The organism is Nonomuraea sp. NPDC003804, assembly GCF_040610675.1.
In the GTDB taxonomy this organism is placed as follows: Bacteria; Actinomycetota; Actinomycetes; order Streptosporangiales; family Streptosporangiaceae; genus Nonomuraea.
The window spans coordinates 15892-38164 of sequence record NZ_JBEXMT010000048.1; the positions used below are offsets into that span (position 1 = coordinate 15892).

A 22273-nucleotide genomic window follows, 5' to 3' on the forward strand; every position below is an offset into this window, starting at 1 on the left:
CCGATGCGCGCCGAGCATCGCGAGTTCCGGGCGGACTGGCTCGAGGAGTCCATCGCCGCCCGGTTCTGGGCCGTCGTCGCCGAACATCCCGACCGGGTCGCGGTGCTCGGCGAGGAGGGACCGCTCACCTACGCCGAGCTCGCCCGGGAGGTCCAGGCCGTGGCCGCGGCCGTGCACGGGGCCTCCCGGGTCGGGCTCCTGGTCGGTCACGGCCCCAGGATGGTGGCCGCCATCCTGGGGGTGCTCACGGCCGGCGCCACCTACGTGCCCCTCGATCCGGCCTACCCGCGGGCACGCCTGGAGCGCATGGCCGAGCTGGCCCGGCCGGAGCTGGTCGTGACCCTGCCCGAGCACAAGGACCTGCTGGACGGCGACCTCGTCGACCTCACCTCGGTGCCGCCGGCGCCGGGCTTCCGGCCCGTCGCCGTGGACCCGGACGCGCCGGCGTACATCCTGTTCACCTCAGGGTCCACGGGCCGGCCCAAGGGGGTCGTGCAGAGCCACCGGGGAGCGTTGTTCCAGATCCGGACGCACACCAACAACCTGCGTATCGGGCCCTCCGACCGGATCAGTGTCGTCTCCTCCTTCAGCTACGACATGGCCGTGACGGACGGCTTCTCCGCGCTGCTCAACGGAGCCGCCGTGGTGCCGGTCGACCTCCGGCTGCACGGGCTGGGACGGCTGCGGGAAGCCCTCGTCAGCGGATCGGTCACGATCTACCATTCGACGCCGACCGTTTACCGGTATCTGCTCGACTCCCTTTCCCCGGACGAGGTGCTGCCGGACATCCGGGTCGTCGTGCTGGGCGGCGAGGAGGTCGTCCGCCACGACCTCGACCGCTTCCGGCGGCATTTCCCCGACTCCTGCGTCTTCGTCAACGGTTACGGGGCCACCGAGATCTCCTTCGTCGCGCAGAACCACCTGACGGCCGCCGGCCTGGGCGACGACCCGGTCGTGCCCGTCGGGCGGCCCCTGGACGGTGTGGAGATCGAGCTCCGCGCCCCGCAACCGGACCCGGCGGAGGGCGAGATCGTCATCCGCAGCCGGTACCTGGCCGGCTACCTGGGCGCCTCGGAGCGGGACCAGGCCAGGTTCGGCGTCGATCCGGACGGCATGCGGTACTACCGCACCGGCGACCTCGGGCGGTGGCTTCCCGACGGCCGCCTCGCCTACCTGGGCCGGCTCGACCGGCAGGTCAAGATCCGCGGCCACCGCGTCGAGCTGGGCGAGGTCGAAGCCGTGCTGGCCACGCTGGTGCCCCGGGCCGCCGTCGTCACCCGTGAGGTCAGGGGCGAGCCCCAGATCGTGGCCTACGTCCTGGGCGCCGACGCCGCCGGGCTGCGCGAGCGGCTGGCCGAGGAGTTGCCCGACTTCATGGTTCCCTCCGTGATCGTCCAGGTCGACACCCTGCCCCTGACCCCGACCGGGAAGATCGACACCGCCGCCCTGCCGGACCCGAGCCCCGGACCCGCCCCCGTGCGAACGGCGAGCCTGCCGCGGCCCGTGGCCGAGCTCGCCACCCAGATCGCGGGCGCCTGGGGCGCCGTGCTCGACCTGCGGGAGGTCGACTGGGAGCGGTCGTTCTTCGACCAGGGAGGGCACTCGCTGCTCATGGCGAAGGTCCAGCAGCGGCTCGAAAGCGTCCTGGGCCGGCGCGTCCCGCTGACCACCCTCTACGCCCATGCCACCGTCGAGTCCCTCGCGCGCCACCTCGCGTCAGGGGACGAGCGGGCGGCCGAGGCGGGCGCGCCGAGCGACGCCCCCGCCGTCCGCGCGGCCCTGCGCCGCCGGCGCCGCCGGTCCTGATCAGCCCACCAGGGCGACGCGTCCCCGGGTCCCGGGCCTCCGGACCCGGGTTCCGGGCCTCCGGACCGGGGCCTTCGGGCCCGAATTTCGGGCCCGGGTTTCGGGCCCACCCGTCACCTGGAGGGGCTGCGGCTCCTGCCCGCCCGCGCGCGAGGAAAGGGCCGTCAGGACGGGCAGGCGTTCAGGACGCGCCCTCTCGCAGTTCCTTGGCGGCCGCTCGATAGCCCTGGGCGACGCGGCCGAACATGTCCAGCAGTACTCCGACCTGTTCCGGCCGGTAGTCCAGGCTGACCGCCTCCAGGTGGCGCCTGGACGACGCGCAGGCGGCGTCGTAATCGTCCATGCCGCCCTCGACCAGTTCGACGGTGACCGTACGCCGGTCACGTTCCCCGCGCACCCGGCGCGCGTAGCCGGCCTTCTCCAGCCTGTCGATCAACCGGGTGGTCGAGGCGGACGGCAGCCCGAGCTCATCGGAGATCGCCCCCACGGCGAGCGGTCCGCGCGTCTCCAGCAGCATGAGGGCGGCGACGTCGGCCGGTTGCAGGCCGAGCCGTTCGGCGACCGCCTCGTTGTGCAGGAGGACCGCGATCAGGAACTCGCGGAACCCGGCCTCTCCCGGGTGTTTGTGGGCCACTTTCACAACCTACTTCACGGCGATATATCTTCATATCGGAGATACTCCGATTTGGAGGAGATATGGAGATCCTTGTCATCGGCGCCGGCGTGGGCGGACTCGCGGTGTCCCGCGCATTACTGGCCGCCGGGCACCGCGTGCGGGTTTACGAGCAGGCTCCGGCCCGGCGGACAGGAGGTAAGGCGCTGCTCGTCTGGAGCAACGGCAATGCCGTCCTCAACGATCTCGGCATCAGCCTGGACGGCGTCGGCGCCCGCATCGACAGGATCGACGCGATGACCGACGACGGGCGGCTGCGCACCAGCATGGACATCGCCCACGCGGCCGGCCGCTTCGGCTTCGCCACCCAGGCGATCCCCCGCCGGCACCTGCTGGAACGCCTGGGTGACGGGCTGCCCGACGACCTCGTCCGCTACGGCACGAGCTGCCAGGGCGTGAGCCAGGACGACGACCGGGTCACGGTGACCTTCAGCGACGGGTCGACGGCCACGGGAGACCTGCTCGTCGGAGCCGACGGCCACCACTCGGCCGTCCGGCGCCACCTGTGGGGCGACGGCTCGGTCCAGCCTGCCACCTTCGGCACGTGGCAGGGCCTCAGCCCGATCGACATCGACCTCACCGGCACGCACCGCCATCTCATGATCACCGGGCCGGAGGGCGCGTGCGGGCTCATGCCCGCCGGCGACGGTTTGCTGCAGTGGTGGTTCGACGTGCGGTGGTCACCCACCGACCCCCGGCCCGCCGCCCCGCTGGCCGAGCTGCGGCGCCGGTTCGGGCGGTGGGCCTCGCCCGTCCCCGAGGTGCTCGCCGCCGCCACCGAGGACGACCTCGAGTTCTTCGGCCACCACTGGAACAAGGTCCGCCCGGTGTGGGGAGAGGGCCGCATCACCCTGGTCGGCGACGCCGCCCACACCATGCCGCCCACCCTGGGACAGGGCGCCAACCAGACCCTCGAGGACGCGTGGGTGCTCGGCCGCGAGCTCGCCAGGGGCGGCGACCCGGCGGTACGGCTGCGCGCCTACGAGAAGGCCCGCTACCCGCACATCTCCCTGGTGTCCAGGCTGGCCAAGCGCAACCCCGCCAACTGGCGCATCCCGCCGCTGCTCGGCCGGCTGATCCCGGAAACGTCCCAGACGGGAATGCTCGCCCGCTTCAGCAACCGCCTCACCACGCCTGCCGTCCGATCCGCCTGACGCGGCCGCCGGTCGCGCCGTGCCGCCCACCCCTTCCGCGACGAACCTGCCGGTGTCCGGCCCCCACCAGCCCGGATAGCGATCGTCAAGTTTGTACCTCTTTTTCGGCTATATGCGTGTTTGTCAGATTTTCGGGGCAGAAGGGGGACCGATTCACGGCTCGGGAGAGGCGCCTCCAGGAGCAGATCGCCGTTCGAGCGGATGCTTCGCCGGTGCGGCCCTGCCGGGTGGTCGAGGTCGAGGCAGGAACGGCAAGGAGCGCTCATCATGAAGGACCGAACACGGGTAGCGCTGGCTGTGATCGCCGGCTACTACCTCGGTCGGCGGCACAAGCTGGGGCTGGCCATGGCGCTGGCGGCCGCCGGGCTGGCGAGCGGGATGACTCGGGGTGAGGGCGGCGGCGGACTGCTCCAGCTGGGAAGCAAGCTGCTCGGCGAAAGCCCCGAGTTGCAACAGCTGACCGGACGCCTGCGGGGCGAGCTGGTGGAGGTCGGCAAGGCCGCGGCGGTGGCCGCGACCAGCAGGCAGATCGACTCGTTGAGCTCGCGCCTGCACGACCGCGCCGAATCCCTGCGGCAGCCCGGCGGCGGCAGGGGCGCCGACGAGCAGGCCGGTGCCGAGGAGCAGACCGGCGACGGAGAAGGCGAGCGGACCGCCGGCGGAGCGGGCAGGAGCCGCGGCACGGAGGAGACAACGGACCGTGGCGCGGGCGGCCGGGGCGGCCCGGAGGGCGACGAGGAAGGCCAGTACGACGAGGACGAGTACGACTACGTCGAGGAGCCCTACGACGAGGAGGAACAAGAGCCTCCTGAGGAGGAGCCCACACCACCGCCGAGGCGTCAGCGTCCCGTCCGGCCGGTCTCCAGGACGCGGAGGTGACGTCGATGGCCGCGCCGAAGACAGCAGTCACCGAGAAGGTGGCGGAGAAGATCGCGCAGGCCGTGCCCACGGACCGGCTCGCCCAGGAGATGCAGAACCTCGTCCAGGCCATGGCCGAGCGGGCGCTGCTTTCCCTGACCGGCAAGGTCGAGGGCATGGCCGGCCGGCTGACCGACTTCGCGGCGGGGGGCGGAACCAGCCTGATCAGCGCCATCACCGGGTCGGAACCCGGCGGTTCCGGGCTGGCCAAGGCGACTGAGGCCGTCAAGGGCGGCATCGGGAGCACGGGCCAGAAGCTCGGGGGCGTGAGGCAGAAGCTCGGGAAGGCGGGCCAGAAGAGCGCCAAGCCCAAGATGACCAACATCGTCGAATCCGTCGACGTCGGCGCTCCCGTGCGCGTCGTCTACAACCAGTGGACGCGCTTCCAGGACTTCCCCGGCTTCATGAAGAAGGTCGAGAGCGTCGAGCAGGAGTCCGAGGAGCAGGTGAGCTGGAAGGCGCAGATCTTCTGGTCGCATCGGACGTGGCAGGCCAAGGTGATCGAGCAGGTGCCCGACAAGCTGATCATCTGGCGTTCGGAGGGAAACAAGGGATATGTCGACGGCGCGGTGACCTTCCACGCGCTCACCCCTGATCTCACCCGCGTGGTGCTCGTCCTCGAGTACCACCCGCAGGGCGTGGTCGAGCGGGTCGGGAACATGTGGCGCGCGCAGGGGCGGCGGGCACGGCTGGAGCTCAAGCACTTCGTCCGGCACGTCATGACGCAGACGATGCTGCACCCCGAGGAGATGGCCGACGACGGCTGGCGTGGCGAGATCCACGACGGCGAGGTGGTGAAGGACCACGAGACGGCGCTCCAGGAGGAGCAGGAGCGGGAGCAGCCCGCGGACGAGAGGGCCGAGGAGAAACCCGCGGAGCAGCCCGAGGAAGAGCCTGAGGAAGAGCGCGAGGACGAGAGGGCCGAGGAGGAACAGCCGGAGGAGGAACCCGAGGAAGAGGAGGAGGAAGAAGAGGAAGGACCCCAGCGGGAGACCGCTGAGGAGGAGGAAGAGGAGCCCGAGGAGGCTTCCCGGCCCGCCGTCGCCAGGGAGCGGTCGACGGGAGCGGGCGCCGCGAGTCCGGTACGGCGGCGCCGCGAGGCCGCGGAGGACCAGCCGTCCTCCCCGGCGCGCAGAAGGACGGGCTCGACGCGCACCAGGTGACGGGCCGGCAACGACCACCAAGGAAGAGGCAGGGCATGACGGTGCAGCCTGCGGGAGGCGGCGGGGTGACCAGCCGTCCCTCCGGAACGAGTCTGGCCGATGTCGTCGACACGATCCTCGACAAAGGGCTCGTCATCGACGCCTACGTCAGCGTCTCGCTGATCGGCATCGAGATCCTGAGCATCGACGCGCGGATCGTCGTGGCGAGCGTCGACACGTATCTGCGTTTCGCCGAGGCGACGGATCGGCTGGATCTCACCAAGTCCAGGAAACCTGGGCTTCCGGAGGTCGTGCAGAGCGTGACGGGGGGCGGGGACCAGCAAGCGGCGGCGGAGCAGATCCAGGCCGAACAGGTGCAGGCGGAGCAGGTGCCGTCCGAGGACGACGAGCGCCCCTCGCTGGAGGCCGCCGGCAAGAGGCTGGAGGACCTGATCGGCGACCGCGACGAGGAGCGGGAGCCTGCCCGGTCGCGCGGGAGCAAGAAGGAGGAGGGCTGACATGGGCCAGACCACCGAGACGACCGAACAGCCCGCCACCGAGCAGAAGACCGGGTGCTACCTCTACGGCATCGTGCCCGCGGACGTGGAGGTCGACCCGGAGGCCCAGGGCGTGGCGGAGGCGCGGATACGCACGGTACGGCACGGCGACCTGGCCGCGCTGGTGAGCGAGATCACCCTCGACCGCCCGCTCGGCACCCCCGACGACCTGCGCGCGCACGAGCAGCTGCTCGACGCGACCGCCGCCGAGGTGCCGGTGCTGCCGATCCGCTTCGGCGCCGTGCTGGCGACCTGCGACGCGGCGGTCGAGGAACTGCTGGCTCCCTATCACGACGAGTTCGCCGCCGCGCTGCGGGAGCTGGAGGGGCGCGCGCAGTTCGCCGTGAAGGGGCGCTACGCCGAGGAGACGGTGCTCGGCGAGGTGCTCGAGGAGAACCCCGCGATCGAGCGGCTCCGGGAGGAGATCCACGGCCTGCCGGAGGACGCCACGCGGGACCAGCGCATCCAGCTCGGCGAGCTGATCAACACGGCGGTCGCCGCCAAGCGCGAAGCGGACACCGCGGCGCTGCTCGAAGCCGTCAAGACGGTCGTCGTCATGTCGTCCGTCCGGGAGCCGTCACACGAGCTGGACGCCATGAACGTGGCGCTCCTCGTCGATACCGACCGCGAGGGCGAGCTGGCGCAGGCCGTGGAGGAGCTCGGACGGCAATGGGCCGGGCGGGTCGAGCTGCGCCTGCTCGGGCCGATGGCGCCCTACGACTTCGTGGTGAGCGGCGGCCAGGGCGGTGGGTGATGGGACTGCTCACCATGATCGTGGGCCTTCCGCTCGCGCCGCTCAAAGGACTGATCAAGCTCGCGGAGGTGCTGCGGGACGAGGCGGACCGCCAGCTCTACGACCCCGCAGTGGCCAAGCGCGAGCTCGAGGAGATCGAGAAGGCCAGGGACGCCGGCGAGATCTCCGAGGAGGAGGCGGAGGAGGCCATGGAGCGGGTCCTGCTACGGATCACCGGCCAGGCCACCGACCTGCCCGATGACACGGAGGGGAGGTGACTTCGTGCCTGCCAAGCGCAGGGTCGCACGTCCCGAGGAAGACCGGAACGACCGGCCTGCCCCGCGCCGTACAGGTGACATGACGGCCGTGTCGGCGGGCCAGGCCGGCCTGCGCCACATCATCGACCTGACCGCGCGAGAAGCCGAGGGCGTCACGATGGTGGAACCGGCGGAGGACGGCTGGGTGGTGGAGGTCGAGGTCGTCGAGGACCGCCGCATCCCCTCGGCCGGCGACATCCTGGCCCTCTACGAGGTGGACCTCGACGAGGAGGGCAACCTTCTCGCCTACCGGAGGAAGGGACGGTACCGGCGGGGCACAGGCGACAGACCGTACGAGGAGTCATGACATGACCGATCCGCGTTCCGCGCCTGCCGTACGACCGATGTCCTCTCCCGCGCGACAGGGCGGGCGCGAGCCCGCCAACCTCGGCGACATCCTGGAGCGCGTGCTCGACAGGGGGGTGGTGATCGCGGGCGACATCCGGGTGAACCTGCTGGACATCGAACTGCTCACGATCAAGTTGCGGCTGGTGATCGCCTCCGTCGACACGGCCAGGGAGATGGGTATCGACTGGTGGGAGCACGACCCATGGCTCACGGGCGACAGCCGGGGCCTCCTGGAGGAGAACCGCAGGCTGCGCGCCAGGCTCGAGGCGCTGGAGGAGCGCGAGTCCCTGGGCGCGGGCCGAGAGGAGCGCCAGTCCCTGCGGGCCGGACGATCGGACGAGCAGCGTGAACGACACAGCCAACGAGACACCGAATGACACCCTGCGTGACACGGGGACCTACCTCTACGCCGTGACCCGCGACCTCGGTCTCAAGGTGCCTGAGGGCCTGGTCGGTGTGGCCGGCACGCCGGTGCGGGCCGTCGCGCACGCCGGACTGGCGGCATACGTGAGCACCGTCCCGCTGAGCCTGTTCGGGGCGGAGCCGCTGCGGCGGTCGATGGAGGACCTCGACTGGCTCGGCCGGACCGCGAGGGCCCACCATCACGTCGTGGAGGCGGTCGCGGAGGGCTGCCCGGCCGCGCCGGTCCGGCTGGTCACCGTCTACAGCGGCGACGACCAGATCAGGCAGCTCCTCAGCCGCAGGCACGACGACTTCGTGGAGGTGCTCGCCCGCATCGCCGACCGGCAGGAGTGGGGCGTGAAGGCCTACGTCGACCTGTCCGCCGCCGCTCCCCCCGAGGAGGAGACGGTGCAGGCGGGCGGCCCGGGAGCGGCCTACCTCAGGCGGCGCCGGCAGAGCATTCGCGGTCGCGAGGAGTCGTGGCGCAAGGCCGCCGCGCGCGCGGAGGAGATCCACGAGGCGCTCTCGTCCCTCGCCATCGGGAGCCGGCGGCACCGCGCCCAGGACCCGCAGCTGTCGGGCCGCAGCGAGCTCATGATCCTCAACGGCGCCTACCTCGTCGAGCGGGACCGCGCCGGCGAGTTCACCCGCGCCGTCGAGGGGTTGCGCGGGCAGGGTGTGGACGTCGAGCTGACCGGTCCCTGGGCGCCCTACTCCTTCACCGATCTGGCCGATCCGGCGGAGCCGGAGGTGCTCGGTGACGCTTGAGGAGCCGCGCGGTGCCCGGCTGGCCAGGGAGGGCCGTCTTCCCCCCGAACGGGTGGCGCTGGTCGACCTGCTGGACCGGCTGCTGGCCGGCGGGGTGGTCGTGAGCGGCGACCTGGTCCTGTCCATCGCCGACATCGACCTCGTCCGGATCTCCGTGAGGGCGTTGATCATGTCCGTGCGGGAGTGCGACACGACGGCGGGCGACGACACCGGCTGGAGGTGAGAGGGCGATGGAACCACGCCATACGGCGCGCACGAGCAGGGTGCGCATCGAGACCGACCGCGAGGCCATGGAACGCGACCTCTCCCGCCTGGTGCTGACCCTGGTCGAGCTCGTCCGCCAGCTGGTGGAGCGCCAGTGCGTGCGGCGGATGGAGCAGGGGGACCTGTCGGACGAGCAGATCGAGGTGCTCGGGCTGACGCTGATGCGGCTGGAGGAGGCGATGACCGAGCTGTGCGACCGGTTCGGCCTGACCCCGGCCGATCTCAACCTCGACCTCGGACCGCTCGGGACCCTGCTTCCCGAGGACTGATCAGTTGCCGCTCACGCGCCGCCGGCGACTAATAATGGAGTCCTGCATTAGTGGGCCGGTCGGCGAGGTGGGCTGTGAACATCGGTGGCGGAGATCTCCGGCGGCTGCGCCATCTCAACTCGTTGGCCTGCCTCCGGGTGCTGCGCGGGGCGGACCCGCTGACGCTCGCCGAGGTGGCCAGGCGCACCGGGCTGTCCAGGGCGTCGGCCGTCGAGGTGGTCGCCGACCTGTGCGAGCGCGGCTGGATCATGGAGGTGCCGCCCACGCGGGGTGCCATGGGCAGGCCCGCGCGCCGCTACCGCTTCCGTTTCGAGGCCGGTCACGTCCTCGGGCTCGACATCGGCGTGCACAAGGTGCTGGCCGCGATCACCGACCTGGACGGCCGGGTCGTCGCCAGCGGCAGGACCCCGGTCAGCCCCGACGTGCCGCGCCCTGAGCGGCTGGCCGCCGTGGACCGTGCCGTCGCCGCCTGCATGGAGACGGCGGGCCTGGCGCCCGGCGACGTCTGGGCGGTCACCGCCGGGACGGTGGGCGTGGTCGACCGTAAAGGCCAGGTGACCGCCGTCCACGCGATACCCGACTGGGCGGGCGTGGATCTGATCGCGCACTTCGGGGCCACGTTCGACGCGCCGGTCCTGGTGTGCAACGACAGCAATCTGGCGGCGCTGGCCGAGCAGCGGATGGGCGTGGCCCGCGACGTGCGCGACCTGGTCTACCTGCACGCCGGTCGGCGGCCCGGCGCCGCCGTCGTCCTGGACGGCAGGCTCCACCACGGGTTCGGCGGCGCGGCGGGCGAGGTGGGGATGCTGGACGCGGTGGGCTGGCTGCGCATGGGCGAGCACCTGGAGCGGTCGCCGTCGTTCGCGGGAGCGGCGCCCGACGAGGTGGCCGGACTGGTCTTCGGCGCGGCGCGGCAGGGCGACGCCGGCGCGCTGGCGGCCGTCGAGCGGTACGCCGCGGACCTGGCGGTGGGCACGGCGGCCATGGTGCTCACCCTCGACCCCGAAGTGGTCGTGCTGGGCGGTGGCCTGTCCCGCTCGGGCGACGTGCTGCTGGAGCCGCTGCGCCGCGCGCTGGAGTCGCTGTGCCTGCGGATGCCGGAGATCCGCCTGTCGACCCTGGGCGAGAACTGCGTGGTGCTGGGCGCGGCGTGCATGGCCATCGACGAGGTCGACGCGCTGACGCTGTCCGCCGACGACCCGCTGGAGCGCGCCCGGCACACGTCGATGGCCCCCTGAGCGAAAGACCGGACGGTCTTTCGCCGTGGTCACTTCCTGAAGGCGTCCTTCGTCTTCTCAGCGGCCAGTCTGAGACTGCCCTTGACCTTTTCGGCTTTTCCCTTCGCCTGCAGCGAACGGTTGCCGGTCATCTCGCCGAATCTCTGCTTGACCTTGCCTTTCGTCTCCTGGATCTTGGCCTTGGCCTTTTCGGTCCTCCCCATGGCCGCGCCTCCCCCCGCGTGACGAATTGTTGCTGTCCACAATAGGTCGCGGGTGACGACGAGCCGCCGCGGCCCACATAAGTTCACCGTTCTGGGCATAACCGGAGCTGTGACGACAATGGTGCGCACCTCCGGGGGCAGGAAGCTCGCCGTCGAGGAATGGGGGTCCCCCACCGGCCATCCCGTCTTCCTGCTGCACGGCACTCCGGGCAGCAGGCTCGGCCCCAGACCCAGGGCCTCGGTGCTGTACCGGCTCGGCGTACGGCTGATCACCTTCGACCGTCCCGGCTACGGCGGGTCGGATCCCGCGCGCGGGCGCCGGGTCAGCGACGCGGTCGAGGACGTCAGCGCGGTCGCCGACTCGCTCGGCCTCGACACCTTCGCCGTCGTGGGCCGCTCGGGCGGCGGGCCGCACGCGCTGGCCTGCGCCGCGCTGCTGCCCGGACGGACGTCGAAGGCCGCGGTGCTCGTCGGCCTGGCGCCGCGCACCGCCGAGGGCCTCGACTGGTTCGAGGGGATGGCCGAGTCGAACGTGGTGGAGTACAGCGCCGCCTGCGCCGGCTACGACGTGATCGCCGAACGGCTCGGCGCGGCGGCCAGGCGGATCAGGGCCAACCCCGCCCAGCTCGTCGCGGGGCTCTTCCACGAGTTACCGGAGGCCGACCGCAGGGTGGTGGCCGACGACGGCATCAGGACGATGCTGTGGCGCAACTTCGCCGAGGGCCTGCGCCACTCGGCCGACGGCTGGGTGGACGACGCCATGGCGTTCATCCGGCCGTGGGGGTTCGACCCCGCCGTGATCGAGACGCCCACGCTGTTGTGGCACGGCGAGGACGACGTGTTCTCCCCCGTCGCGCACTGCCGCTGGCTCGGCGAGCGGATCCCCGGCGCGGTCGTGGCCGTGGAGCGCGGGGCGGCGCACTTCGGCGCGCTGTCGGTGCTGCCCGACGTGCTGCGCTGGCTGGTCACGTCGGCTGAGGTTCGAGGTCCCTGTTGATGCGCCGCCACTCGCGCAGCGACTCGATGTTGGGGTGTCCAGGGCCCAGCACGTCTCTCATCAGGCCGATGACCTCGCGCTGCTGACCCGTCGAGTGCAGGGTGACGGCGAGGTTGGCACGGCAGGCGAGCGTGTCGGGGTGCTGCGCGCCGAGCACGCCCCTGAGCAGGGCGGCGGTGTCGCGCTCGAGCGATTCGGCGGCGGCCAGGTCGCCGAGGTCGCCCAGGCAGTTGGCGTAGTTGACGGCGCACGACAGGGAGAAGGGGTGGTCGGCGGCCAGCCGTACCCTGAAGGCCTCCAGGGTCTGCTCGCCCAGCTCGCACGCCTCCCGCACCGCGCCGGTGCCGCGCAGGTAGGTGATCAGGTTGTTGGCGACGACGAGCGTGTAGGGGTGGGTGGCGCCGAGGCCGGCGCGGAACTCCTCGAGGATCCCCGTGGCGATGCGCCGCGCCTGCGGCTTGTTGTCCAGCGCCGACAGGCAGCAGGCGTACTCCAGCTCGGCCGCCCTGGTCTCGGGGGAGGCGGGGAAGTGCTGGACGTAGCGGTCGTAGGTGTCCTTGGCCAGTTCGAGCGCCTCGCTCTGCGCTCCGGCCTTGCGCAGCGAGACCGCCAGGCTCTTGGCGGTGCGCAGCGTGTCGAGGAAGTCGTCGCCGAGCACGTCCTGGTACTTCTCCAGCGTGTCGCGCAGCAGCTCGACCGACACCCGGAACTCGCCCGCCTCCCGGTGGTCGCGCGCCAGGTTGGCCTGCGAGAACAGCGTGTAGGGGTGGGTGGCGCCGAGCACCGACCTGCGCCGCTCCAGCGTCTCCTGGTCGATCCGCCGGGCCGAGAAGCAGTCGCCGACCAGCCGGTAGGAGACGGCCAGGTTGTTGGCGGCGGCGAGGGTACGCGGGTGCTCCTCGCCGAACAGCTCCTTGAACTGGGCGTAGGTGTTCTGGTCGAGCGCGAGCGCCTGCCTGAACTCGCCGAGGCCGCGCAGGTCGGCGGCGAGGCTGCCCGAGGTCATGAGCGTGTGCGGGTGCCGCCCGCCGAGCGTGGCCTTCTGCAGGGCCATGACCTGCTCGTCCTCCTCCTTCGCCGCCTTGTAGCGGCCCTGTGACCGCAGCACGTTGGCCAGGTGGAAGCGCAGGTAGAGCGTCTGCCAGTGGTCGGGCCCGTACGAGTCGAGCCAGGCCCGCTCCAGCTGCCGGCCGCGCTCCAGCGCCCGCTCGAAGTTGCCGCGTTTCCAGGTGTAGCGGACCGAGTCGATGAGGAGCTGGCGGGTGTCCTCGTCCCCGCATTCGGCGGCCCGCGACGGCGTCAGGTGCGGCCAGATCAGGCTGTAGCGCGGCCAGTTCTCCGGGTCGTCGACGTCGCCCTGGCGCGGCCGGGCGCCCACGAGCACGGTGTGCACGTCATGGCAGGCGCGCGTCTGGGCCTCGTCGTCCATCTGGCTGCGGATCACCGCCTGCACGAGGCGGTGCACCTGGATGGTGTTGTCGCCCTGGTCCACCCGCGCCAGCGCGAACCTGCTGATCTCCCTGATGACGCTGCCGAGCATGAGCTTCTCGCGCAGGGTGTCGTCGTGCTCGCGCAGCAGCCGCACCATCTCGTCGCTGTAGATCATGGTCATCGAGATGGGCTCGGCGGAGAAGAACGCGCACAGCTGCAGCAGCCGTACCGCCGCGGGCGAGCGGCGCCTGAGCTGTTCGAGCGAGACGCTCCAGGTGGCGGCGACCGGCTTGGGGCCGCGGAAGGTGGGCAGCGCCCTGGTCAGCTCGCTCTCGAGCAGCTCGACGTAGTCGCCCGCGGGCATGCCCGTCTCCCGCAGCCACGCGCCCGCCTGGTCGACGGCCAGCGGCAGGAACCCCAGCGCCGCGGCCACCTTCTCGGCGTCGCTCTCGGCCAGCCCCGGCACCTGCCCGCGCAGGTGCTCGACGCTCTCGTCGCGGCTGAAGACGTCCACCTCCAGCGGCGCGGCCACGCTCGACCAGGCGGGGTTGCGCGAGGTGATCAGCACGTGCCCGGCGGGGCTCACCGGAAGATAGTCGGTGAGCTCGGCCAGCTCGGTGGCGTTGTCGAAGATCAACAGCCACCTCGGGTACGGCTCGCCGCGCCGCAGCCCCTCCAGCACGGCTCTGACCGTGGCGTCCTCCGGCTTGAGCCCCAGCCTGGGCGCCAGCTCGTCGAGGAAGTTGTCGGAGATGGCGGCGGGCTCCTCCGCCGACACCCACCACACGAGGTCGTAGTCGGCCATGAAGCGGTAGGCGTACTCCAGCGCGACCTGGGTCTTGCCGACGCCGCCGAGGCCGTACAGGGCCATGGGCAGGACGACCGCCTGGCCGGTGCCGACGAGCTGGTTGCGCAGCTCCTCCAGCACGGCCGCGCGCCCGGTGAAGGCGGCGTTGCGGGGCGGCAGGTTGGAGACCCTGGGCGGCGTGCCGGGGAAGCGCGGGCCGATCGGGGCGGGCTCGGCGGGGTGCTCGGACGTGTGGCCGGCCCTGCCGAAGGCGTGCAGGAGCAGCTGCGCCGCCTCGCCCTCGACGAGCTGGTCGATGCGGACGCCCTCCTGGGTGGGCACGTCGCCGACGCAGACGGCGACGTAGGGAGGCGGCTGCGCGACGAAGTGCCTGGTCCTCGGCGAGCGCTGGAAGGCGGGCGAGACCACGGCGGCGGTCCTGGCCGCGCCCGGCAGCGCCTGCTCCCAGTCGGGCAGGTCGGCGCTGACCTGCAGGACCTTCATCCCGCTCCGGCGCAGCAGCGCGGCGACCCAGTCGGCCCACATCCGGTCCTCGGGGACGTAGGCGAGCGCCAGCGTCCCCTCCTCCTCCGTCTCGGGCGGCCTGCGCTCGAACAGCGCCAGGACGTGGGCGCGGACCTCCTCGGTGACCGGCGGCAACCCGTTGACGTCGCCGTCGGTGACCGCGCCGGCCAGCCGCTCGTAGGCGGACAGGATGGACGTCGGCGAGGAGGCGACCTCGCCGAAGGTGGCCAGCGTCTCCTCGTAGGCGTAGAAGGGCACGTAGGGGATCTCGATGGCGGCCCAGTACTCCTCGGCGTCGGTCCCCTTGGGGAATCCGGCGAAGCGCCTGCGCGCCAGCGCCCGCCCGGCGTCGAGCTTCTTCTTCTCGCCCGACTCGATGCGCATCGGGACCGGCAGGATCCTGATGCCCCTGTCGCCGTAGCGCTGGTCGATGTGCCTGGCCACGGCCGCCGCACCGTCGATGCTCTGGTCGCTGAGCGTGAAGCAGTCGACAAGGACGTCAGGGAAGTGCACGGTGCAGATGTCGGCGATGTCGCTGAGCCCGGTGCGGCTGTCGATCAGCACGTAGTCGTAGTGGCGCCGCATGTCGGCGCGCAGCGCGTCGAGGAAGACGCCGCCGCCGAGCCGTTCGTAGAAGTTGTCCCAGTCGAAGGTGGACAGCAGCGAGGAGTAGTCGCGGTTCTGCCGCCCCGCCGAGATGAAGTCGATGGTGCCGCTGCCCGGGAAGTGGTCGTACTCCAGGGACACCGCGCGCGGCAGCACCTGGGTGTACTCCAGGTGCCAGTCGGCCGCGCGCTCGACCGGCTGCAACGCGGCGAAGGCGTAGTCGGTGATCAGCTCGATGACGCCGGGCGTCGCGCTGATCACCCCCGCGTCCAGGAAGGGGTGGAAGAACCTGTGCAGGCCGGGCGATTCCAGGTCCCAGTCGAGCGCCAGGACCTTCCTGCCGTTGGCGGCGAGGATCCAGGCCACGTTGGCCAGCGCCATCGTGCGTCCCGTGCCGCCCTTGTAGGAGTAGAACGTGATGATCCTGCCCTCGCTCATGACCACTCCTCGGGACCGCTCAACCTCGGTTTCTCGCTCGACGGGCCAGGCGGTGGATAGCCGGGCGCCTCGCGCAGCCGCCGCCACTCCGCCTGCCTGATCAGGTCGGCCAGCGCGTCCAGGTCGGAGATCGGCCTGGCCTGGACCGTCTCGCGCAGCGCGCCCTCCAGCCGCTCGCGCTCCGCCGCGCTCTGCGTGTCACCCGCGGGCCAGGGCACGAGCACGGGCGCGGTCAGCCGCGACACCGCCTCGCGCACCCCTGTGTCGGCCAGCGCCCACGGGTCGAGGAGCACCACCCCCTGCTCGCCGTCGAGCCCACCGGCCTCCTCCAACGTGCCGACGACGGGGCGCAGCCCCTGCCGCCTGACGACCTCGGCCGCCGCCTCGGCGAGCGTGCCGGGGCCCGCGAAGGGGTTCCAGTCGAGCGGCGACCTGCCGTAGAAGCCGGGGTCGCGGTCACCCGGCAGCGCGCTCAGGGACGGCGCCACCACCGTCACGTGGTACGGCCTGCCGGTCTCGACGGTCGCGAACGCGTTCGGCTGCTCCCGGTAGTCGGGGATGGCCTGGTAGGGCACCTGGACCGTCCTGCCGACCTCGATGATCCTGCGCGCCAGCCACCAGACGCCCTCCTTGTACGCCTCGCGGAAGCGGCGCAGTTTCATGACCCCGTAGATGCCGCTTCTGGCGTACTCCTTGCCGAAGGCGGCGTGCCCGTAGTTGAGCACGCCCGCGCACTCCGGCACCGGCGTGTCGTACAGCGGCGCCCACAGCACCGGCAGGATGGCCTCGGAGCCGGGACCGCAGCGCCGGCTGAAGGCGCCCCACTCCTTGCCGCAGTGCTCGCTGTCGAAGTAGCTCATGGAGTAGACGGGCACGAAGACCCTGCAGGTGGACAGCGCCTGGGAGACATGTGATGGCCAGATCCCGCCGATCGGCACCTGCCGGTCCATGAAGCCCGGCTGCTCCACGTTGACGACGGCGCGCACGTCGTCGGACAGGTGTTTGAAGAAGCGAGCGACCCAGAGGTCGCTCACGTCGTTGCGCCGGTAGCTCAGAAAGAAGTACGGGGATTCGGGCAACCCGCCTCCTTCCTATTTCATGGCAAGCCAATTCACTGCGAAATCCACCATCGGCGCAAGAGGCAGTAGACGACATTCTGCCCGGCCAACATCGCCTTTCCGCGAGAAATCCGTTTTGTCGAGATCGGCGCCCAGTTCCGTCAGGTGAGCGTCCTGGAGGTCCACGTCCTGGTATTCCCACCAGCCTTCCTCCACCACACATCGGTAGGTCCTGAGCGGCGGGTCAGGCAGGCGGTACTCCGCGAGGTGCAGAGCCGTACAGGCGGTGTAACCCACGCCGAGCAGCAGGATCCACGCGTTCGCCTCGTACAGCCGGGCCAGCGGGGAGTGCTCGCCGAGGTGGCAGTCGCGGGCGTGGCCGTCCATCAGCTTGGCGGCCATGGGGCCCAGCGCGGCGAAGGAGGTCTGCGGGTGCGCGCTGCGCACCGCCCCCTCGGTGGTCCTGACGTGCTCGGCCAGCCGTCCCATGCCGGTGGACGGCGTGGCCAGCGGGTCGAAGGGCGGCATCGTCGCGCGGAAGGCGGCGACCTGCCCGGGGGACATGCCCGCGATCCGCTCCAGGTGCTCGCGCGAGGTGTCGGAGTTGCCGGCCGTCTGCGTGGGCACGACCAGCGTGCCCTCCTCGCCCAGCACGTCGCGCAGCGCCGCCGCGGCGGTCGCCGCCGTGACGTCGCCGACCCTGCGCAGCGCGCTGTGGACGAGCAGGACCTGGCCGGCCGCCACCCCCAGCCGGCTGAGCTGGCCGGACAGCTCCCGCCTGGTCATCCGAACCTGCCGCGGTGGGCCGCCCGCTCCTCCTGCGCGGCGCGCTCGGCCGCCTCGGGCACCGGTTCGTCCAGCCACGGCATGACGCTCCGCCGCATGCCCGCCACGAACGTCATGCCCAGCGGGGTGAGCGTGCCCGCGCCGAGCAGCGTCTCGACGGCCACGGCGGTGTCCGCCCGCCAGCGGGCGAAGGCGCGGGCGTCGCGCCGGCGCCAGAAGTCGGTGACGGCCAGATGCGCGTAGGCGCCCTGCAGCAGTCCCTCCAGCGGGCGGGGATCGTCACGCCACGGCGCGTAGAAGAGCCGGGCGTCACGCGCGTCGAACAGGTCGAACAGATCGAGCACCGCGCCCAGCTTCACGTGCTGGAACTCGTGCAGGAGCAGCAGGGCCAGACTCTCCCCCTCGTCCGGCAGCGTGGTGGCGATCGCGCCGAACGCGTGTCTGGAGGCCGAACTGGTGGCGCCGCCGACCGTGCTGAGCGGGGTCAGCGTGGTCAGCCCCGCCCTGATCGCGGGCAGGTAGGCGGGATGGTCGCGCTCGATCACCCGGACGGCCGCGGCGAACCGCTCCTGCCACGCCCGCGCCTGCTCGCCGGTCAGCCGCGGCGCCGGCGACCACTGGTGGCAGTCGCGGTAGGGGTCCAGGTCCTCCACCGCCACCTCCATCCCCCCTGCCGAGAGCCGCCGCAACGGCTCCCACGCCGCCCCGCCCGCCTCGGCGCCCCCGCCGTCGAGGCGCACCACGGTGCCGGTCATGCCGGTGAAGGCGCCGAGGCCGGGCAGGTAGCCGACGCCGTCGCGCACCTCCACCTCGACCTCGGCCGTGACACCGGCCCTGAGCGCGGCGGCCGCCGCGACGTTGCCGAGGTGGGCGGGGCCTGCCGTACCGGCCAGGCGTCCGGCCGCCCACGCCAGCACGTACGGGTGGCCCAGCACGGCGGCCAGCGCGGCGGGATGCTCGGCGTCGATCCTGGTCAGCAGGCGCCACGCGGCGCCCGGCGCGGCGGCCTTCGTCAGCGCCAGCCTGCGCAGGCTGGCCTGGCCCGCGGCCAGCGCCGCGACCGTCTCGGCGCTCCCGTGCCCCGCGGCCAGCTCGCCGAGCTGCGCCGACGTCAGCTCATGCGTACGGCGCAGCCGCCCCCGCACATGCGTGATCAGCTTGAGCAGGTCGGCGCAGTAGACGCTCGGATTGGCGAAGCCGCCCCCCTTGTAGCGGTGCGGGTAGAGGCCTCCGCCGCAGCTGCCGACCACCGGGCAGCGCCGGCACGCCTCGGCCAGCCCGTCGATCCCGCGCTGCCGCGCCACGATCCCCGGATGCCCGGCCACCTCGTCGAGCGGGTGGGAGAACACGTCGAGCCCGGTCGCCGGGGCGCCGTCGTAGGCGGTCTTCAGCGAGTCGACCTGCTCGTAGGCGCCGTCGGTCTCGATGACCACCAGGTCGCTGGGCTCCAGGCCGAGCGCTTCGGTCGTGCTCGGGCCACCCCTCGACGTCGACTCGATCGACTCGAACAGCCGCACGGACATCGGCCTGCCGTCGGCCACCCACCGGTCGAAGACGGCGACGAGCCAGTCGCCCGCCCCGCGCTCCGGCGGGTCGTCCCAGGTGGCGTGCTTGAGCAGGAAGTCGACCCGCGGTGGCGCCTGCCGGGCCAGCGCCTCGTAGACGGCGATCGGGTCGTTGGCCACGTCCACCGTGCACAGCAACCCCGCGTAGAGGTGCGGACGCCGGCGCAGCAGGGCCAGCCTGCCGACCACCCTGTCGTGGCTGCCCCTGCCGTCGGCGTAGCGCCGGTGGCGGTCGTGGGCGGCCCGGTCGCCGTCGAGCGAGACCCCCACCCTGATGCCGTGCTCCTCGAACAGGTCGAGGAAGTCGTCGTCCAGCAGCAGCCCGTTGGTGTGCAGGCGCAGGTCGAGGCGGCACGTGCCGGCCAGCGCCGACTCGATCGCCTCGGCGACGGCCCGCAGCCTGGCGTGGCCGGCCAGGAGCGGCTCGCCGCCGTGGAGGACGACCGTGATCCGGTCGAGGGCGTGGCTCTTGACGTGCTCGGCGATGCGCAACGCGCTCCAGGCGATCGTCTCGGCGGACATCACCCTGGGCCGTCCGCGCCAGCTCCGGTCGGCGTGCTCGTACACGTAGCAGTGGTCGCAGGCCAGGTCGCACCTGCTGTGGACCTTGAGGACGAACTGGCGGAACGGCACCATCGCCGCCCTCCCGTCAGATTCAGATGGCGGAGTTGAACGCCGCGACGGAGACCCTCGGGGTGTCGGGAACGACGCGGCGCAGCATGCCCTCCAGCTCCGCGTCGCACATGTCGTTCTCACACAGACTGCTCAGCGGGACGTCACGCACATCGACGACGCCCGAAATAACCGCTGTGGCCTCTTTGTCCATGTCTGTTCCATCGCTCGGAAAACCCTGCAGGGATTCAAGGGGAGTGTAATCCTGGCGATCCCCGTGGCTTCCGACCGTCCGCGGCAAAACTCCCCTCGAGTTTTCCCTCATCTCTGGATACGTCCCGGCAGCGGCACCCGCCTCATACCTTTTCCGCCCCGGGAAGCGCGCCCAGGAGAACGCGGCCAGGAGAACGCGGCCAGGAGAACGCGGTCAGGAGAACAGGGCCTCGGACACGTCGAGCCTGAGGCCCGGCACGGCGGCCTCGGCCTGCATCGCGGCCAGGAAGAAGATCAGCGCACTCGGCTCGCCCTCGGCCTTGCGCTCGACGGCCAGCGCCAATGCCGCCTTGGCCAGTTTGACCCCGTGCAGCCGCAACTCCGCGGCCTCGGCGACCTTGCCCGTCGCCCGGCGCAGCCAGTGGGTCGCCGCCTCCAGCCACGCCTCACCGTCGCGGTCGCCCTTCGCGGCCTCGCAGGCCAGCAGCACGGCCACCTCGTAGGCCGCGCCCGCGTTCCCCTCCCGCGCGCTGTCGAGCAGTTCCAGGCCGACCGCGCCGTAGCTGGCAGGCATGCGATGCGCGGCCGGACCCAGCGCGCCGACGGGCGCCTCACCGGGGACAGACGTCTTCCCCAGCGCCGGCGACTCCCCAGGGGCGGACACCCTCCCGAACGCGGGCGACCCGCCGGAAGCGGACGACTTCCCCAGCGCGGGCGACCCACCGGAAGCAGGCGCTCCGCCGCGAGCGGACGTGCGAGCCTCGCCCGGGGCGGGTCCTTCGCCGGGGGCGAGCCTTTCGCCGAGGGCCGGCCTTCCTCCGGGGGCGAGCCCTTCCCCGAGGGCCGGCCTTCCTCCGGGGGCGAGCCCTTCCCCGGCGGCTGGCCTTTCCCCGGGGGCGAGCCGTTCCCCGTCCCTGTGGGCGCGCCGTTCCCCGTGAACCGACCCGTCCCTGTGGGCGAGCCGTTCCCCGTGAACCGACCCGTCCCTGTGGGCGAGCCGTTCCCCGTGAGCCGACCTTTCCCCGGGGGCGAGCCGTTCCCCGTGAACCGGCCCTTCCCTGTGGGCGAGCCTTTCGCGGGAGGCCGGCCTTTCACCGGAGGCGTGCGTTTCGCTGTGGGCGGGCGTTTCGGCGGGGGCGGGCGCGAGGACGTCGCCGCCCGCGGGCCGCTCGGCCGCGGCCCTCCACAGCCCGACGAACTCCTGGATCAGGTCGCCCGCCTCGGCGACCGGCAGCCCGGTGACGGTCGCGGCCCGATGGCAGGCCAGCACGAACGTCCTGATCAGCGGCCACGACGGCAGCCTGCGGTGCTTGCCGGTCACCAGGTCGCCGAGGGTGGCGCGCGGCAGCGGGCGCCAGGCGTCGTCGCCCGGCCCCTCCTTCCTGATCTCGTCGGCGTACCTTTCGAGCGCCGCGTAGGACGGCCTGCCGGCGTCTATCCGATACAGCCTGTCGATGCGCCGCCGAAGGACGGCAAGAGGGTCCTCGCCTTGATCGTTCTCACACATCAGCCAACCTGTTCCCGAGAACGAGAAAGGCCCCGCCATGGCAGGGCCGCCAAGAAATACGACTGGCCCCAGTTTATGAGGGAAACGGCAGATGTGGGGGGCAGTCCGAGACTGTCCGCATACATCCGGAATCACGGCAAGCACCGGCGCGCACCAGCCATCACTGGTACCACTACGGCCATGGGTCCCCCGCTCGCCGCACGAGCGGTGGCCCTTTATGTCTATCTAGAGCGGATTTATCCGCATCTAGATGCCCTTATCGCCATCTAGGAGCAATGACGCCCATGGCTAGGAAACTGCGCAGCCGTGAATACATCCGTCCTGGTGCCGGTTCCGTTACGGCACCGCATGGCCGGTGAGGCGACCAGCGTGCCCAGAGGAAAGACGCCCGTTCTCCCTGGATGGTTGACGGCCGCGCTCACCCTGCCGCTGAGCTCGGCCGGTGCCTACGCGCTCGGCAACCAGTCGGCCACCCTGTCCGGTCAGGCGCTGCTGTGCGTCCTGCTCGTGACGGGGCTGCCGTGCCTCTGCGCGCTCGCGGTGCACCTGCCCGGCATCGTCAACTCCTGGGCCGACGCCCGCGTCAAGATCATCGCGCATCGGGATCCCGGCAACGCCGCCGCCCACGCACAGCTGTTCAGGGCCAGCGTGGGCGCCACCGCGATGGCGCGGAACAAGATCGAGGGGCAGCAGGTGGTCTCCATCGCCAACCACCCCGTGGGGTCGCCGGCCCAGCCACAGGAGACGGGCAGCCCGCCCACGCTGGACGACCTCTCCGTCACCCCGCTGCGCCCGGCGGGCACCGACGGCTGACTCCCGGCCGCCGGGGTGACCTCGGCAAGCCGGTGGAACCATGGCCACCCGGCCGCCGCGCTCACCTCCCGCCCCCGGTCACCTCACCGCCCCGGCCGCCTCCCGACACCGGTCCTCCCGACCCCGGTCATCTCGCGGCCGTG

Annotated in this window: 22 protein-coding genes and 1 pseudogene; 15 read left to right on the forward strand and 8 right to left on the reverse strand. The window is 71.9% G+C overall.

Features of this window, described 5'->3' with window-relative positions:
• Nucleotides 1–3: 3 nt before the first annotated feature.
• Nucleotides 4–1806 carry an AMP-binding protein gene (locus ABZX22_RS41895; RefSeq protein WP_354921789.1) on the forward strand — a complete coding sequence of 601 codons (1803 nt, stop codon included), beginning with the start codon at nucleotides 4–6 and terminating at the stop codon, nucleotides 1804–1806.
• A gap of 181 nt (nucleotides 1807–1987) precedes the next feature.
• Here the strand turns inward: ABZX22_RS41895 and ABZX22_RS41900 are convergent, their stop codons facing one another.
• Nucleotides 1988–2440: a MarR family transcriptional regulator gene (locus ABZX22_RS41900; RefSeq protein ID WP_354921792.1), complete on the reverse strand. Its 453-nt coding sequence runs from the start codon at nucleotides 2438–2440 to the stop codon at nucleotides 1988–1990.
• 62 nt (nucleotides 2441–2502) lie between these two features.
• Here ABZX22_RS41900 and ABZX22_RS41905 point away from each other — a divergent pair, with 62 nt between their 5' ends.
• The 12 genes and pseudogenes from ABZX22_RS41905 to ABZX22_RS41960 all read left to right on the forward strand — a co-directional run bounded on the left by ABZX22_RS41905 (nucleotide 2503) and on the right by ABZX22_RS41960 (nucleotide 10589).
• Nucleotides 2503–3633 carry an FAD-dependent monooxygenase gene (locus ABZX22_RS41905; protein WP_354921795.1) on the forward strand — a complete coding sequence of 377 codons (1131 nt, stop codon included), beginning with the start codon at nucleotides 2503–2505 and terminating at the stop codon, nucleotides 3631–3633.
• 267 nt (nucleotides 3634–3900) lie between these two features.
• Nucleotides 3901–4512: a hypothetical protein gene (locus tag ABZX22_RS41910; protein ID WP_354921798.1), complete on the forward strand. Its 612-nt coding sequence runs from the start codon at nucleotides 3901–3903 to the stop codon at nucleotides 4510–4512.
• A gap of 5 nt (nucleotides 4513–4517) precedes the next feature.
• On the forward strand, nucleotides 4518–5714 hold the full coding sequence (locus tag ABZX22_RS41915) for an SRPBCC family protein (RefSeq protein WP_354921801.1): 1197 nt from the start codon (nucleotides 4518–4520) through the stop codon (nucleotides 5712–5714).
• A 35-nt stretch (nucleotides 5715–5749) separates the two neighbouring features.
• Nucleotides 5750–5953 (forward strand): annotated as a pseudogene (gene gvpJ, locus ABZX22_RS41920) (gas vesicle protein GvpJ); the annotation flags it as partial.
• A gap of 259 nt (nucleotides 5954–6212) precedes the next feature.
• Nucleotides 6213–7004, forward strand: coding sequence for a GvpL/GvpF family gas vesicle protein (locus tag ABZX22_RS41925; RefSeq protein ID WP_354921804.1), 792 nt, complete (start codon nucleotides 6213–6215; stop codon nucleotides 7002–7004).
• Nucleotides 7004–7261 (forward strand): gas vesicle protein GvpG, encoded by a 258-nt coding sequence (locus ABZX22_RS41930; RefSeq protein ID WP_354921807.1) that lies wholly within the window; start codon nucleotides 7004–7006, stop codon nucleotides 7259–7261. Before ABZX22_RS41925 ends, ABZX22_RS41930 begins: the two co-directional genes overlap by 1 nt.
• Nucleotides 7242–7607 (forward strand): gas vesicle protein GvpO, encoded by a 366-nt coding sequence (gene gvpO / locus ABZX22_RS41935; RefSeq protein ID WP_354921810.1) that lies wholly within the window; start codon nucleotides 7242–7244, stop codon nucleotides 7605–7607. The genes ABZX22_RS41930 and gvpO overlap by 20 nt, the downstream gene beginning before the upstream one ends.
• Before the next feature lie 37 nt (nucleotides 7608–7644).
• Entirely contained in the window at nucleotides 7645–8025 is a 381-nt protein-coding gene (gene gvpJ, locus ABZX22_RS41940) for a gas vesicle protein GvpJ (protein WP_354921886.1), read from the forward strand.
• On the forward strand, nucleotides 7994–8818 hold the full coding sequence (locus tag ABZX22_RS41945) for a GvpL/GvpF family gas vesicle protein (protein WP_354921812.1): 825 nt from the start codon (nucleotides 7994–7996) through the stop codon (nucleotides 8816–8818). The genes gvpJ (ABZX22_RS41940) and ABZX22_RS41945 overlap by 32 nt, the downstream gene beginning before the upstream one ends.
• The gene (locus ABZX22_RS41950; protein ID WP_354921815.1) at nucleotides 8808–9041 is read left to right on the forward strand and encodes a gas vesicle protein; all 234 of its coding nucleotides are present in this window, start codon (nucleotides 8808–8810) and stop codon (nucleotides 9039–9041) included. Before ABZX22_RS41945 ends, ABZX22_RS41950 begins: the two co-directional genes overlap by 11 nt.
• Before the next feature lie 7 nt (nucleotides 9042–9048).
• Nucleotides 9049–9351, forward strand: coding sequence for a gas vesicle protein K (locus ABZX22_RS41955; RefSeq protein ID WP_354921818.1), 303 nt, complete (start codon nucleotides 9049–9051; stop codon nucleotides 9349–9351).
• A gap of 74 nt (nucleotides 9352–9425) precedes the next feature.
• Nucleotides 9426–10589 (forward strand): ROK family transcriptional regulator, encoded by a 1164-nt coding sequence (locus ABZX22_RS41960; protein WP_354921820.1) that lies wholly within the window; start codon nucleotides 9426–9428, stop codon nucleotides 10587–10589.
• Between the two features lie 29 nt (nucleotides 10590–10618).
• Here the strand turns inward: ABZX22_RS41960 and ABZX22_RS41965 are convergent, their stop codons facing one another.
• Complete coding sequence (locus ABZX22_RS41965; protein ID WP_354921823.1) at nucleotides 10619–10792, reverse strand: CsbD family protein; 174 nt, start codon at nucleotides 10790–10792, stop codon at nucleotides 10619–10621.
• 118 nt (nucleotides 10793–10910) lie between these two features.
• Between ABZX22_RS41965 and ABZX22_RS41970 the strand changes: the two genes are divergently transcribed.
• The gene (locus tag ABZX22_RS41970) at nucleotides 10911–11789 is read left to right on the forward strand and encodes an alpha/beta hydrolase (RefSeq protein ID WP_354921889.1); all 879 of its coding nucleotides are present in this window, start codon (nucleotides 10911–10913) and stop codon (nucleotides 11787–11789) included.
• Here ABZX22_RS41970 and fxsT read toward each other — a convergent pair.
• The 6 genes from fxsT to ABZX22_RS42000 all read right to left on the reverse strand — a co-directional run bounded on the left by fxsT (nucleotide 11758) and on the right by ABZX22_RS42000 (nucleotide 21317).
• Nucleotides 11758–15576, reverse strand: a complete 3819-nt coding sequence (gene fxsT / locus ABZX22_RS41975) for an FxSxx-COOH system tetratricopeptide repeat protein (RefSeq protein ID WP_354921826.1) — start codon at nucleotides 15574–15576, stop codon at nucleotides 11758–11760. The two genes, ABZX22_RS41970 and fxsT, sit on opposite strands and share 32 nt — an antisense overlap.
• Nucleotides 15573–16655, reverse strand: coding sequence for a TIR-like protein FxsC (locus ABZX22_RS41980; RefSeq protein WP_354921828.1), 1083 nt, complete (start codon nucleotides 16653–16655; stop codon nucleotides 15573–15575). Before ABZX22_RS41980 ends, fxsT begins: the two co-directional genes overlap by 4 nt.
• A gap of 12 nt (nucleotides 16656–16667) precedes the next feature.
• Nucleotides 16668–17420, reverse strand: a complete 753-nt coding sequence (locus tag ABZX22_RS41985) for an AAC(3) family N-acetyltransferase (protein WP_354921831.1) — start codon at nucleotides 17418–17420, stop codon at nucleotides 16668–16670.
• Complete coding sequence (locus tag ABZX22_RS41990) at nucleotides 17417–19621, reverse strand: FxsB family cyclophane-forming radical SAM/SPASM peptide maturase (protein WP_354921834.1); 2205 nt, start codon at nucleotides 19619–19621, stop codon at nucleotides 17417–17419. Before ABZX22_RS41990 ends, ABZX22_RS41985 begins: the two co-directional genes overlap by 4 nt.
• A gap of 19 nt (nucleotides 19622–19640) precedes the next feature.
• Nucleotides 19641–19811, reverse strand: coding sequence for a hypothetical protein (locus ABZX22_RS41995; RefSeq protein WP_354921837.1), 171 nt, complete (start codon nucleotides 19809–19811; stop codon nucleotides 19641–19643).
• Nucleotides 19812–20024: 213 nt separating this feature from the next.
• Nucleotides 20025–21317, reverse strand: a complete 1293-nt coding sequence (locus ABZX22_RS42000; protein ID WP_354921840.1) for a hypothetical protein — start codon at nucleotides 21315–21317, stop codon at nucleotides 20025–20027.
• A 306-nt stretch (nucleotides 21318–21623) separates the two neighbouring features.
• On the opposite strand from ABZX22_RS42000, the gene ABZX22_RS42005 reads away from it, so the two are divergent.
• Nucleotides 21624–22130, forward strand: coding sequence for a hypothetical protein (locus ABZX22_RS42005; RefSeq protein WP_354921842.1), 507 nt, complete (start codon nucleotides 21624–21626; stop codon nucleotides 22128–22130).
• Nucleotides 22131–22273 lie beyond the last annotated feature (143 nt).

Excerpts from the sequence above, each read along its gene's own strand:
- ABZX22_RS41985 (WP_354921831.1), bottom strand. The coding sequence starts at position 17,420 with ATGACCAGGCGGGAGCTGTCCGGCCAGCTCAGCCGGCTGGGGGTGGCG.
- ABZX22_RS41915 (WP_354921801.1), top strand. The coding sequence starts at position 4,518 with ATGGCCGCGCCGAAGACAGCAGTCACCGAGAAGGTGGCGGAGAAGATC.
- gvpO (WP_354921810.1), top strand. The coding sequence starts at position 7,242 with ATGACACGGAGGGGAGGTGACTTCGTGCCTGCCAAGCGCAGGGTCGCA.
- ABZX22_RS41995 (WP_354921837.1), bottom strand. The coding sequence starts at position 19,811 with ATGGACAAAGAGGCCACAGCGGTTATTTCGGGCGTCGTCGATGTGCGT.
- ABZX22_RS41955 (WP_354921818.1), top strand. The coding sequence starts at position 9,049 with ATGGAACCACGCCATACGGCGCGCACGAGCAGGGTGCGCATCGAGACC.
- ABZX22_RS41895 (WP_354921789.1), top strand. The coding sequence starts at position 4 with ATGCGCGCCGAGCATCGCGAGTTCCGGGCGGACTGGCTCGAGGAGTCC.
- fxsT (WP_354921826.1), bottom strand. The coding sequence starts at position 15,576 with ATGAGCGAGGGCAGGATCATCACGTTCTACTCCTACAAGGGCGGCACG.
- ABZX22_RS41930 (WP_354921807.1), top strand. The coding sequence starts at position 7,004 with ATGGGACTGCTCACCATGATCGTGGGCCTTCCGCTCGCGCCGCTCAAA.
- ABZX22_RS41910 (WP_354921798.1), top strand. The coding sequence starts at position 3,901 with ATGAAGGACCGAACACGGGTAGCGCTGGCTGTGATCGCCGGCTACTAC.
- ABZX22_RS41965 (WP_354921823.1), bottom strand. The coding sequence starts at position 10,792 with ATGGGGAGGACCGAAAAGGCCAAGGCCAAGATCCAGGAGACGAAAGGC.
- ABZX22_RS42000 (WP_354921840.1), bottom strand. The coding sequence starts at position 21,317 with ATGTGTGAGAACGATCAAGGCGAGGACCCTCTTGCCGTCCTTCGGCGG.
- ABZX22_RS41905 (WP_354921795.1), top strand. The coding sequence starts at position 2,503 with ATGGAGATCCTTGTCATCGGCGCCGGCGTGGGCGGACTCGCGGTGTCC.
- ABZX22_RS41925 (WP_354921804.1), top strand. The coding sequence starts at position 6,213 with ATGGGCCAGACCACCGAGACGACCGAACAGCCCGCCACCGAGCAGAAG.
- ABZX22_RS41970 (WP_354921889.1), top strand. The coding sequence starts at position 10,911 with ATGGTGCGCACCTCCGGGGGCAGGAAGCTCGCCGTCGAGGAATGGGGG.
- gvpJ (WP_354921886.1), top strand. The coding sequence starts at position 7,645 with ATGTCCTCTCCCGCGCGACAGGGCGGGCGCGAGCCCGCCAACCTCGGC.
- ABZX22_RS41990 (WP_354921834.1), bottom strand. The coding sequence starts at position 19,621 with ATGGTGCCGTTCCGCCAGTTCGTCCTCAAGGTCCACAGCAGGTGCGAC.